Consider the following 11,239-nt stretch of genomic DNA (forward strand, 5'->3'; position numbering starts at 1 on the left):
CACCGAAGGAGAACCATGAGCGGCCACGGAGCCCCGAGCATCGACATCAGCGCACTCACACCGGAGGGCGCGCCCCTGCGCCTCGCGATCATCGCCGCGAGCTGGCACACCCAGATCATGGACGGCCTGCTCGACGGGGCGCGCCGCGCCGCGGCCGACGCCGGCGCGGTCGTGACCGAGATCCGCGTCCCGGGCAGCTTCGAGCTGCCGGTCGCCGCCGCCCGCCTCGCACCGGGGTTCGACGCCGTCGCAGCGCTCGGCGTCGTCATCCGCGGCGGGACGCCGCACTTCGACTACGTGTGCCAGGCGGCGACGTCGGGACTCACCGACGTGAGCGTGCGCACCGGCGTGCCGGTCGGATTCGGCGTACTCACCTGCGACACGGAGCAGCAGGGACTCGACCGTGCGGGCCTGCCGGGCTCCTCCGAGGACAAGGGCTACGAGGCGGTGTCCGCCGCGCTCGCCACGGCCGCCGTCCTCCGCCCCTGGACGGAGTAGCCCGGTGCGCACGGAGCCGGCGCCGGAGGCGTCCGTCACACGAGGGCGGCCGCGGGACGGAGGAGCCCGGCGAGCCGATAGCCTAGGGGATGTGAAAACCTTTGAATCCCTGTTCGAGGAACTCAGTGCGAAGGCCGCCGACCGCCCCGCCGGCTCCCGGACCGTCGCCGAGCTCGACTCCGGCGTGCACGGCATCGGCAAGAAGGTCGTCGAGGAGGCCGCCGAGGTCTGGATGGCCGCCGAGTACGAGTCCCTGGAGGACGCCGCCGAGGAGATCTCCCAGCTGCTCTACCACCTGCAGGTCCTCATGCTTGCAAAGGGGCTCACCCTGGAGGACGTCTACAAGCATCTGTAGCCGCGCCGGCGACCCGCCCGCGGCCCTGCTTGCCCCAGTCCCTCCTTTCCCCCAAGGATCCCCATGCTCCGTGTAGCAGTCCCCAACAAGGGCGCCCTCTCCGAGGCCGCCTCCGCCATGCTCGCCGAAGCCGGCTACCGCCAGCGCCGCGACCCCCGCGAGCTCGTGCTCGTCGATCCCGAGAACGAAATAGAGTTCTTCTTCCTCCGCCCCCGCGACATCGCGGTGTACGTCGGCTCGGGCACGCTCGACGTCGGCATCACCGGGCGCGACCTCTTCCTCGACGCCCAGGTGAAGGCCGAGGAGCTCATGCAGCTCGGCTTCGGCGCCTCCACCTTCCGATTCGCCGGGCCCGTCGGGGACTTCTCCTCCGTGGACGAGCTCGAGGGCCGCCGGCTCGCCACGAGCTACGAGGGGCTGCTCAACGACTACCTCTCCGCACGCGGCATCACCGCCTCCGTGGTCCGGCTCGACGGCGCCGTGGAGTCCTCCGTGCGCCTCGGCGTCGCGGACGCGATCGCCGACGTTGTGGAGACCGGCAGTACGCTGCGCGCGGCCGGCATGGAGATCTTCGGCGATCCCATCCTGCAGAGCGAGGCCGTCCTCATCGGCCGGTCCGCCGCCGAGGCGCCCGCCGGGCTCGACGTGCTGCTGCGGCGCCTGCAGGGCGTCCTCGTGGCACGCCAGTACGTGATGATGGACTACGACATCCGCACGGACCTCGTGGACCGGGCCGCGGCCCTCACGCCGGGGCTCGAGTCGCCGACCATCTCCCCGCTGCGCGACTCCGACTGGGTGGCCGTCCGCGCGATGGTCAAGCGCAACGGGACGAACCGCATCATGGACGAGCTGTACGAGCTCGGCGCGCGCGCCATCCTCGTCAGCACCATCCACGCCTGCCGGATCTAGGGCCCGCCATGACCGTCGCCATCCGTGTGATCCCCTGCCTTGACGTCGACGCCGGGCGCGTCGTCAAGGGCGTCAACTTCGCCGACCTCCGCGATGCCGGCGACCCGGTGGAGCTCGCGCACCGCTACGACCGCGCCGGCGCCGACGAACTGACGTTCCTCGACGTCACCGCCTCCTCGGGCAACCGGGAGACGACCTTCGACGTCGTCGCCCGCACCGCGGAGGAGGTCTTCATCCCCCTGACCGTGGGCGGGGGAGTCCGCGAGATCTCCGACGTCGACCGCCTCCTGCGCCACGGCGCCGACAAGGCCTCGATCAACACGGCCGCCGTCGCGCGCCCGTCGGTCATCGACGAGATCACCGCGCACTTCGGGGCGCAGGTCCTCGTGCTCTCCCTCGACGCGCGCCGCACACGGGATGCCGGCACACCGTCGGGCTTCGAGGTCACCACGTACGGGGGCCGCAAGGGCACCGGGATCGACGCCGTCGCCTGGGCCAAGGAGGCCGCGGACCGGGGCGTGGGGGAGATCCTGCTCAACTCGATCGACGCCGACGGCACGAAGGAGGGCTTCGACCTGGAGCTCATCCGGGCCGTGCGCGCCGCCGTGGGCGTGCCGCTGATCGCCTCCGGCGGTGCGGGCCGGCCGGAGCACTTCCCGCCGGCGGTGCAGGCCGGGGCCGACGCCGTCCTGGCGGCGTCCGTCTTCCACTTCGGTCCGGTCGACGCGATCGCCCAGGTGAAGACGGCCATCCGCGAGGCGGGCTTCCCCGTCCGCTAGTCCCCGGCAGCGACCGGACGGCCGCCTCCGGGGGACCGGGTCCAGCCGGCGTCGCGGTCCTTCAGGGGTGCAGGCTACAGGCCGACGTCGGCGCTCTCGAGCAGGGCGACGGCGTCCGGCTGGCCCTCGAACGTGACCAGCGCCTGCCGGCGCCGTCCGTGGGCGTGCAGCAGCAGTTCGCCCGGATCGCCGACGATCGCCACCGAGACGGGGGCGCGTTTGGCCACGTGCCGCGGGCCGTCCGGCCTCACCAGCACCACGCCGAGGTCCACGCCGCGGTACAGGATGGCCGCCCGCTTGACGAGTTCCTCCCAGAGGGCGTCCGCGTAGTCCTCGTCGAGCGCCCGGGGGGCCCACCGCGTGGTGGCCCGGCGGACGTCCTCCGTGTGGACGAAGTACTCGATGAGATTGGCGCTCTTGTCGATCGTGCTGATGCGCATCGGCGACAGCGCCGGGGGACCGGCCACGAAGCGGTTGACCAGGGCCTCGTACCCGGCGGGTGAGGCCGCGCGCTCGGCCGTCTCGCTGATGGCGCGCTCCGTGACGGACGCCAGCTTCCGCACCACCATCCCGAGACCGAGCGCGGGCTTGTGCTCCCGCAGGTACAGGTGCGCGGCGAGGTCGCGCGTCTGCCACCCCTCGCACAGCGTGGGGGCGTCGGGACCGGCGGCCAGGAGCGTCTCGGCCAGGACCTCGCGGGACGGGGTTACGTAGTGCATCACTGCTGAAAATAGCATGCCGTGCCCGGGCGGAGGCGGCTGCGGGGGCGCGCGCCCGCAGCCGCACTAGAATCAGGGGTGATGTCACCCTCCACTCCGGCCCCGCCCGTGTCCGCGACGCCCCCCGTCGCGCCTCCCGCCCCGCCGCCCCACGGGGAGCGCCCCGCGCTCGATCCGGCGGTCGCCGCCGCGCTCAAGAAGGACGACGCCGGTCTCGTGGCCGCCGTCGTGCAGCAGTACGACACCCTCGAGGTGCTCATGCTCGGCTGGATGGACGAGGAGGCCCTCCGGCGCACCCTGACGAGCGGCCGCGTGACGTTCTACTCGCGGTCCCGTGCCGAGTACTGGCGCAAGGGCGACACCTCCGGCCACCGCCAGTGGGTCAAGGGCGTCGCCCTCGACTGCGACGGCGACGCCCTGCTGGTCACGGTCGACCAGGAAGGCGCCGCGTGCCACACCGGCACCAGGACCTGCTTCGACGGACGCGCACTCGACGCCGTGACCGCCGACCGCCCCGACCCCGAAGGATCCTGACCCCTATGCAGCAGCTGGGTACCATCAGCCCCACCCTCGAGGAGTTCCGCGCCCTGGCCGAGGCCCGCCGCGTGGTGCCCGTGCACCTGAAGGTGCTCGCGGACGCGCACACGCCCATCGGCATCTACCGCAAGCTCGCGGCGGGGCAGCCCGGCACCTTCCTCATGGAGTCCGCGGCCGTGGGCGGCGTGTGGTCGCGCTACTCCTTCATCGGTTCCCACTCCCGCGCCACCCTCACCACGCGCGACGGCGAGGCGCACTGGCTCGGCGAACCGCCCGCCGGCGTCCCCGTGGGCGGCAACCCCGTGGAGGCCCTGCGCCGCACGGTCGAGGCCCTGCGCACGGAACGGTTCCAGGACCTGCCCCCGTTCACCTCCGGCATGGTCGGGTTCGTGGGCTGGGAGGCCGTGCGGCACTGGGAGCGGCTGACGAGCCCGCCCGAGGACGATCTGCTGCTGCCCGAGCTCGCGATGTGCCTCGTCTCGGACCTCGCCATCCACGACAACTCCGAGGGCTCCCTCACCCTGGTCGCCAACGCGATCAACTTCGACGGCACCGACGAGCGCGTGGACGAGGCGTGGCACGACGCCGTCGCCCGCATCCGGGCGATGCTCGCGAAGCTCGTGGCCCCCACGGAACTCGCCGTGTCCGTGATGGCCGTCGACGCGCCGACGGCGGAGCGGTCCATGGACCGGGTCCGCGAGTCCTGGTTCGAGCCCGAGTACCTGCAGGCCATCGAGCGCGGCAAGCGGGCCATCGTCGACGGCGACGTCTTCCAGGTGGTGATCAGTCGCCGCTTCGAGATCGAGTGCGACGCCTCGGCGCTCGACGTGTACCGGATCCTCCGCACCACCAACCCGAGCCCCTACATGTACCTCTTCAGCCTCGAGGACGCCGACGGACGCGGTTACTCGATCGTGGGCAGCTCGCCCGAGGCCCTCGTCACTGTCACGGGCGACGAGGTCATCACCCACCCGATCGCCGGGTCGCGGCCGCGGGGGAGGACCACCGAGGAGGACCGCGACCTCGCCGTCGAACTCCGCGCGGACACGAAGGAGAAGGCGGAGCACCTCATGCTTGTGGACCTCGCACGCAACGACCTCTCGAAGGTCTGCCTGCCGGGCAGCGTGGACGTCACGCAGTTCATGGAGGTGGAGAAGTTCAGCCACATCATGCACCTGGTGTCCACGGTGGTCGGCCGGCTCTCGCCCTCGAAGACCGCCTACGACGTCCTCGCCGCGACCTTCCCCGCCGGGACCCTGTCCGGTGCACCCAAGCCCCGCGCCCTGCGCCTGATCGACGAGGTGGAGCCGCACCGCCGGGGGATCTACGGCGGGGTGGTCGGCTATCTCGACTTCGCGGGCGACATGGACATGGCGATCGCCATCCGGTCGGCCCTGCTGCGCGAGGGCAAGGCCTATGTGCAGTCCGGCGGCGGCATCGTCGCGGACTCCGTCCTCGAGGCGGAGGCCCTGGAGACGGTCAACAAGGCCGCGGCGCCGCTCCGCGCCGCCCTGACCGCGGCCGGTCTCCGGACCGCGACGGCGGACCTGCCATGAGCGCCGAGCGGCCCGCCGCCGACCGGCCCGCCGACGGCCGGTTCACGCGGCGCGGCACCGTCGTGCTGGCGATCGTGGTCCTCGCGCTGCTCGCCTTCGGGTCCACGACGCAGACCTGGCTCAGCGTGCGCCTGCCCCAGGAGGCCGTGCAGACACCCGACCTCAGCATCCCGGGGAGCGACGCGGCCACGCCCGTCACGGCGTTCGCGCTCGTGGCCCTCGCGGCCGCCCTCGCGGTCTCCATCGCCGGGCGGGTGGCGCGGTGGATCATCGCGGTGATCCTCGTGCTGTCCGGTGTCGGCATCATTTTCTCCAGCGCCGCCGTCGCCCTCGACCCGGCCACCGCGGCCGAACCCGCCATCGGGACGGCGATCGGGGTCAGCGGCTCCGCGGGCGCCGTCGCGACCGCGAGCGCGATGCCCTGGCTGGCAGCGGGAGCCGGTGTGCTGCTGGTCCTCGCGGCGGCCTGGGTGGTCCTGGCCGGCAGGACCTGGGGCGTGAACCGGCGGTACGACGCCGGCGCCGCCCGCGGCGTCCACCCTGCGGCCGGCAGCCTGCAGCCCGGCGCCCCCGTGCCGTCCACCGGGGACGTGGCCCCCGGTGTCGTCCCCGGGGCCGCGGGCACGGGCCGGGAGGCCGGTGCGGACGAGGACGGCGGAGCGCCGGGCGCCCGCACGGCCACGCGCGGGCACGCCGACCCCGACCGCAGCGGCGCGGCCCCTGCGACCCCGGGCGCCACGGACACCTCCGGGACCCCTGACGCCACCGGCGCCGCGGGCTCCGACGCCGGGCACGCCGGGCACGCGGGGCACGCCGTGCATGCCGAGGACCGGGCACCGCGCCCGCGCCGCACGAGCGCCCACGCCGACGAGATCGACAGCTGGGACGAGCTCTCCCGGGGCAACGACCCGACCGGCTGACCTCCGGCCGCGACGCCTCCGGTCCGACGGGCCTGCATCACGCCACGCGCCTCGCCGCGACGGCCGCATGCGCTGCCGCCTCCGTACCGCCGCGCCGACCCATCAATGGCAGAATGGGACCAGACCCGTTTCGAAGGAGATTTCCCATGGCATCCGAGACCCGCGCCTCCGCCACCCGCAACACCCCCGCGAACCACGCCCAGATGGGCGACGAGACGATCGGTCACGGCAACAGCCCCGCCGCGTGGACCTGCGTCCTCATCATGCTGGCCGGCGCGGCCGTGGCCTCCTTCGCCTACATCCTGGCCAGCACCGAGGGCAACAAGGACTTCGGCACCCTGCTGTTCTGGGCCGGCATCGGCGTCATGTTCATCGGCCTGATCGTCGGCTTCATCCTGCGCCGGATCGGCTACGGCGTCGGCGGGTCGAAGCTCAAGAACAACGGCCACTAGATGACCGTCCTCGACGACATCATCGAGGGCGTCCGTGAGGACCTCGCGGACCGCCGCCGCGCGCGGCCCCTCGAGGACGTGCGTGCAGCAGCCCAGGCGGCGCCCGCGCCCCGCGACGCGTTCGAGGCGCTCGGCGGTGGGAACGGCGGGAGCATCGCCGTCATCGCCGAGGTCAAGCGCAGCAGCCCGTCCAAGGGTGCCCTCGCGGACATCGCGGACCCCGAAGCCCTCGCGGCCTCGTACGAGCGCGGCGGCGCGGCGGTCATCTCCGTGCTCACGGAGGAACGGCGCTTCGGCGGCTCGCTCGCCGACCTCGACTCCGTCCGCGCCGCGGTGGGACTGCCCGTGCTCCGCAAGGACTTCACCGTGGACGAGTACCAGATCTGGGAGGCCCGCGCGCACGGCGCCGACGTCGTCCTGCTCATCGTCGCGGCCCTCGACGACGAGGAGCTCGGCTCCTTCCTCGCCCTGACGCACCAGCTCGGCATGAACGCGATCGTCGAGACCCACACGGAGGAGGAGGTCCGCCGCGCGGTCGCCGCCGGGGCCTCCATCATCGGCGTGAACGTCCGCAACCTGAAGACGCTCGAGATCGACCGGGACGTCTTCGGCCGGCTGGCGCACCTCATCCCGGGCGGCACGGTGGTCATCGCCGAATCGGGCGTCCGGGACACCGACGACGTTGCCGGGTACGCCGCGAGCGGCGCGCACGCCGTCCTCGTGGGGGAGGCGCTCGTCCGCCACGAGGACCCCGCCACCACGATCGGTGCCTTCCGGCGGGCCGGCAGCGCCGCCTGGGATGCCGGCGTGGCACCCCGCGGCTGACAGCCGTACCCTCCGCGACCCCGGCAAGGGTGCGCGGCGCACAGCAGGACGGGCCGGCCGCCACCGGCCCGTGAGGGACACGGGCGGCACCGCCGCCCGGACCAGGACCAACAGGACAGGAACGCTGAAGCCATGACCGAGATGCACCAGGACACGGGCCTGAACGGCGCGGACGCCGGAGCAGCGGACGCCATCGACGCCGGGACGGCCGAGGCGTTCCTCAGCCACGACGAGAGCCTCCGCCATGCCCCCGGACCGTACTTCGGCTCGTACGGCGGACGCTGGATGCCCGAATCGCTGATCGCCGCCCTCGACGAGCTGCAGGACACGTTCGACAAGGCGAAGGCCGATCCCGCGTTCACCGCGCAGGTGGCGGAGCTGAACCGGAACTACGCCGGCCGGCCCTCCCTGCTCACCGAGGCGCAGCGCTTCGCCGAGCACTGCGGCGGGGTCCGCGTGTTCCTCAAGCGCGAGGACCTCAACCACACCGGTTCCCACAAGATCAACAACGTCCTCGGACAGGCCCTCATCGCCAAGCGGATGGGCAAGACCCGCGTGATCGCCGAGACCGGCGCCGGCCAGCACGGCGTCGCGAGCGCGACGGCGGCCGCCCTCCTCGGCCTCGAGTGCGTCGTGTACATGGGGGCGGAGGACACCCGCCGCCAGGCCCTGAACGTCGCGCGCATGCAGCTGCTCGGCGCCACCGTCATCCCCGTCACCAACGGCTCGCAGACCCTCAAGGACGCCATCAACGACGCCCTGCGCGACTGGGTGGCGAACGTCGACACCACGCACTACCTCCTCGGCACCGCCGCCGGCGCGCACCCCTTCCCGGCCATGGTGCGGTACTTCCACGAGGTCATCGGCGAGGAGGCGCGCGAGCAGATCCTCGAGCAGGCCGGCAGGCTGCCCGACGCCGTCTGCGCCTGCGTGGGCGGCGGCTCCAACGCCATCGGCATGTTCCACGGCTTCCTCGACGACCGCGACGTGGCCCTCTACGGCTTCGAGGCCGGCGGCGACGGCGTCGAGTCCGGACGGCACGCCGCCACCATCACCCTGGGCCGCCCCGGGGTGCTGCATGGCGCGCGGTCCTACCTCATGCAGGACGAGGACGGCCAGACGATGGAGTCGCACTCCATCTCCGCCGGCCTCGACTACCCGGGCGTGGGCCCCGAGCACGCCTACCTCGCCGACATCGGACGCGCCCACTACGAGCCCATCACCGACGCGGAGGCCATGGAGGCGTTCCAGCTCCTCAGCCGGACCGAGGGCATTATCCCGGCCATCGAGACCGCGCACGCCCTCGCGGGCGCCATGAAGGTCGGACAGCGCCTCGCCGCGGATCTCGCACCGGGGGAGAAGCCCTCGGACCGGATCATCGTCGTGAACCTCTCGGGGCGCGGCGACAAGGACGTGGCGACCGCCGCGGGCTATTTCGACCTGCTGCCGGACGACAGCGCCGAGCAGGAGATCGCGGAGGAGGGTGAGCAGCTGTGACCACGCAGTCCACGAACGGTCCCGCCGGAGTGCCCGCCACCGCCGGGCACTCCAAGGCCGCCGCCGCCATCGAGAAGGCGCGGAGCGAGGGGCGCGCCGCGCTCATCGGCTACCTGCCTGCGGGCTTCCCCGACGTGCAGACCAGCATCGACGCCGGCATCGCCCTGGCGCGGAACGGTGTCGACCTCATCGAGATCGGCATCCCCTACTCGGACCCCGTCATGGACGGGCAGGTGATCCAGGAGGCGACCGTCGAGGCTCTGGACAACGGCTTCACCGTGCCCCGCATCTTCGACGTCGTCGAGGGCATCACCCGTGAGACGGACGCCGCCGTGCTGGTGATGACCTACTGGAACCCGGTGATGCGCATGGGCGTCCGGGCGTTCGCCGAGCGCCTCGCGGCCGCCGGCGGAGCGGGGCTCATCACACCCGACCTCATCCCCGACGAGGCGGCCGAGTGGCTCGAGGCGTCGGACGAGTTCGGCCTGGACCGCGTGTTCCTCGTGGCGCCCTCCACGTCGCCGCAGCGCATGCAGGCCACCGTGGACGCCAGCCGGGGCTTCGTCTACGCCGTCTCGGTCATGGGCGTCACCGGCGCCCGGACCTCCGTGGGCGCCGCGGCACGCGCCGTGGTCGACGCCGCCCACGCGGCGGGCGCGGACCGCGTCTGCGTGGGGCTCGGGGTCTCCTCCTCGGCCCAGGTGCGGGAGATCGGCGCCTACGCCGACGGCGTCATCGTCGGCACGGCCCTCGTGGCCGCCCTGCGCGACGGCGGCGTGGACGCGGTCGCCGACCTCACCCGCGAGCTGAGCACCGGGACGCCGAAGGCGTCGTCGGGTGGGGCGGCATGAGCGCGGCCACGGCCCTGACCGTCGCGGCCTCGATCCCGAGCCCGCCGTCCGAGTGGGCGAGCTTCGCCCTCGGCCCCCTGACCATCCACGCCTATGCGCTGTGCATCCTGGCCGGCATCATCCTCGCCCTGATCCTGACGCAGAAGCGCTTCGTCGCCTTCGGCGGCCACGCGGACGCCGTCTGGGACATCGCCATCTGGGCCATCCCGTTCGGCATCATCGGCGGGCGGCTCTACCACGTGGTCTCCTCGCCGGACGCCTACTTCGGACCCGAGGGCGACCTCGCGCGGATCCCGCAGATCTGGCAGGGCGGGCTCGGGATCTGGGGCGCCATCGCCCTGGGCGCCGTCGGTGCGTGGATCGGTGCCCGCCGCGCAGGCGTGAAGCTCTCCGCGTTCGCCGACGCCGCAGCACCCGGTGTCCTCCTCGCGCAGGCCGTCGGCCGGCTCGGCAACTGGTTCAACCAGGAGCTCTTCGGCGCACCCACCACACTGCCGTGGGGCCTCGAGATCGACGCCGACAACGTGAACTTCCCGCCCGACCAGGCGCCCGGCACGCTGTTCCACCCGACCTTCCTCTACGAACTCCTGTGGAACCTCGCCGGCGTGGCGCTGCTGCTGCTGCTCGCCCGGCGGTTCCGGCTGCGCGGCGGCCGCATGTTCTGGCTGTACGCCGCCTACTACACCCTCGGGCGCGTCTGGATCGAGGCGCTGCGGATCGACGACGCCGAGATGGTCACCCTCTTCGGCGTCACGCAGCGCCTCAACGTGTGGACGAGCATCGCCGTCTTCCTGGTGTCGCTCGCCGTGCTCGTCTACCTGTCGGTCCGGCGCGGTCCCGTCGACGACCCCTCCGTGTACCTGCCCGGGCGGGAGCCGAAGGGCACCGTCGAGGGTGCGGCGGACCGGAAGGACGCCGCAGATCCAGCAGGCGACGCCGAGCGCAAGGACGACGCCGAGCGGGACGACGACGCCGGCCTCCCGGCGTCCGGGGACGACGTCCCGGCGCGCTCCCCGGACACGTCCGGGGACGCTCCGCGGGCCGCCTCCGGTAACGCTTCGGCCACAGGTAGCCACGGTGCGGACACGGCGCAGAGGGCGCGGAACGACCGTGGTAACCTTTCCGAAACAACGGCTCCCGAGTAGCGCTCCATGTTCCTCAGGGCCCCGCGACAGCGGAGCCGCGGGATTCGGTCCCCGCAAGCAGTCCCCGGGCCACCGCCTCCAAGGACGCAACACCACACAGTTGTGGACCATCGGTGCGACGGCCGGATCACCTCCGCCCGCACCTGAACCGCCCCACCCGGCGCAGCATGAACACTGCGACTGCCCGCCAAGAGCG

Annotated in this window: 13 protein-coding genes; 12 read left to right on the top strand and 1 reads right to left on the bottom strand. The window is 72.9% G+C overall.

From position 1 onward, the window contains the following. Positions 1 to 15 precede the first annotated feature (15 nt). The 4 genes from ribH to hisF all read left to right on the top strand — a co-directional run bounded on the left by ribH (position 16) and on the right by hisF (position 2,541). Positions 16 to 498 (top strand): 6,7-dimethyl-8-ribityllumazine synthase, encoded by a 483-nt coding sequence (gene ribH / locus V6S67_RS07725; protein ID WP_334209688.1) that lies wholly within the window; start codon positions 16 to 18, stop codon positions 496 to 498. Between the two features lie 91 nt (positions 499 to 589). Further along, positions 590 to 853 carry a phosphoribosyl-ATP diphosphatase gene (locus V6S67_RS07730; RefSeq protein WP_334209689.1) on the top strand — a complete coding sequence of 88 codons (264 nt, stop codon included), beginning with the start codon at positions 590 to 592 and terminating at the stop codon, positions 851 to 853. 63 nt (positions 854 to 916) lie between these two features. Then, positions 917 to 1,762, top strand: a complete 846-nt coding sequence (gene hisG, locus V6S67_RS07735; RefSeq protein ID WP_334209690.1) for an ATP phosphoribosyltransferase — start codon at positions 917 to 919, stop codon at positions 1,760 to 1,762. A gap of 8 nt (positions 1,763 to 1,770) precedes the next feature. Further along, on the top strand, positions 1,771 to 2,541 hold the full coding sequence (gene hisF / locus V6S67_RS07740) for an imidazole glycerol phosphate synthase subunit HisF (RefSeq protein ID WP_334209691.1): 771 nt from the start codon (positions 1,771 to 1,773) through the stop codon (positions 2,539 to 2,541). Between the two features lie 74 nt (positions 2,542 to 2,615). On the opposite strand, the gene V6S67_RS07745 is transcribed toward hisF, so the two are convergent. After that, complete coding sequence (locus tag V6S67_RS07745) at positions 2,616 to 3,260, bottom strand: TIGR03085 family metal-binding protein (protein ID WP_334209692.1); 645 nt, start codon at positions 3,258 to 3,260, stop codon at positions 2,616 to 2,618. Between the two features lie 81 nt (positions 3,261 to 3,341). Here V6S67_RS07745 and hisI point away from each other — a divergent pair, with 81 nt between their 5' ends. The 8 genes from hisI to lgt all read left to right on the top strand — a co-directional run bounded on the left by hisI (position 3,342) and on the right by lgt (position 11,043). Continuing rightward, complete coding sequence (gene hisI / locus V6S67_RS07750) at positions 3,342 to 3,794, top strand: phosphoribosyl-AMP cyclohydrolase (protein ID WP_334209693.1); 453 nt, start codon at positions 3,342 to 3,344, stop codon at positions 3,792 to 3,794. 5 nt (positions 3,795 to 3,799) lie between these two features. Further along, positions 3,800 to 5,353 (top strand): anthranilate synthase component I, encoded by a 1,554-nt coding sequence (locus V6S67_RS07755; RefSeq protein ID WP_334209694.1) that lies wholly within the window; start codon positions 3,800 to 3,802, stop codon positions 5,351 to 5,353. Continuing rightward, complete coding sequence (locus tag V6S67_RS07760) at positions 5,350 to 6,273, top strand: Trp biosynthesis-associated membrane protein (protein WP_334209695.1); 924 nt, start codon at positions 5,350 to 5,352, stop codon at positions 6,271 to 6,273. Before V6S67_RS07755 ends, V6S67_RS07760 begins: the two co-directional genes overlap by 4 nt. A gap of 203 nt (positions 6,274 to 6,476) precedes the next feature. Beyond that, positions 6,477 to 6,725 (top strand): HGxxPAAW family protein, encoded by a 249-nt coding sequence (locus V6S67_RS07765; protein ID WP_442884872.1) that lies wholly within the window; start codon positions 6,477 to 6,479, stop codon positions 6,723 to 6,725. Continuing rightward, positions 6,726 to 7,550: an indole-3-glycerol phosphate synthase TrpC gene (gene trpC, locus V6S67_RS07770; RefSeq protein ID WP_334209697.1), complete on the top strand. Its 825-nt coding sequence runs from the start codon at positions 6,726 to 6,728 to the stop codon at positions 7,548 to 7,550. It begins immediately after the preceding gene. 141 nt (positions 7,551 to 7,691) lie between these two features. Then, entirely contained in the window at positions 7,692 to 9,047 is a 1,356-nt protein-coding gene (trpB, locus tag V6S67_RS07775; protein WP_334211556.1) for a tryptophan synthase subunit beta, read from the top strand. Further along, a complete protein-coding gene (gene trpA / locus V6S67_RS07780) occupies positions 9,044 to 9,898 on the top strand; it encodes a tryptophan synthase subunit alpha (protein WP_334209698.1) in 855 nt (284 codons plus the stop codon). The genes trpB and trpA overlap by 4 nt, the downstream gene beginning before the upstream one ends. After that, entirely contained in the window at positions 9,895 to 11,043 is a 1,149-nt protein-coding gene (gene lgt, locus V6S67_RS07785) for a prolipoprotein diacylglyceryl transferase (protein WP_334209699.1), read from the top strand. Before trpA ends, lgt begins: the two co-directional genes overlap by 4 nt. The last annotated feature ends 196 nt before the right edge of the window (positions 11,044 to 11,239 follow it).

This window comes from Arthrobacter sp. Soc17.1.1.1, from assembly GCF_036867195.1.
GTDB lineage: Bacteria > Actinomycetota > Actinomycetes > Actinomycetales > Micrococcaceae > Arthrobacter_D.

Coding starts and splice junctions, on each gene's coding strand:
- ribH (WP_334209688.1), top strand. CDS start 16: ATGAGCGGCCACGGAGCCCCGAGCATCGACATCAGCGCACTCACACCG.
- hisG (WP_334209690.1), top strand. CDS start 917: ATGCTCCGTGTAGCAGTCCCCAACAAGGGCGCCCTCTCCGAGGCCGCC.
- hisF (WP_334209691.1), top strand. CDS start 1,771: ATGACCGTCGCCATCCGTGTGATCCCCTGCCTTGACGTCGACGCCGGG.
- V6S67_RS07745 (WP_334209692.1), bottom strand. CDS start 3,260: ATGCACTACGTAACCCCGTCCCGCGAGGTCCTGGCCGAGACGCTCCTG.
- hisI (WP_334209693.1), top strand. CDS start 3,342: ATGTCACCCTCCACTCCGGCCCCGCCCGTGTCCGCGACGCCCCCCGTC.
- V6S67_RS07755 (WP_334209694.1), top strand. CDS start 3,800: ATGCAGCAGCTGGGTACCATCAGCCCCACCCTCGAGGAGTTCCGCGCC.
- V6S67_RS07760 (WP_334209695.1), top strand. CDS start 5,350: ATGAGCGCCGAGCGGCCCGCCGCCGACCGGCCCGCCGACGGCCGGTTC.
- V6S67_RS07765 (WP_442884872.1), top strand. CDS start 6,477: ATGGGCGACGAGACGATCGGTCACGGCAACAGCCCCGCCGCGTGGACC.
- trpC (WP_334209697.1), top strand. CDS start 6,726: ATGACCGTCCTCGACGACATCATCGAGGGCGTCCGTGAGGACCTCGCG.
- trpB (WP_334211556.1), top strand. CDS start 7,692: ATGCACCAGGACACGGGCCTGAACGGCGCGGACGCCGGAGCAGCGGAC.
- lgt (WP_334209699.1), top strand. CDS start 9,895: ATGAGCGCGGCCACGGCCCTGACCGTCGCGGCCTCGATCCCGAGCCCG.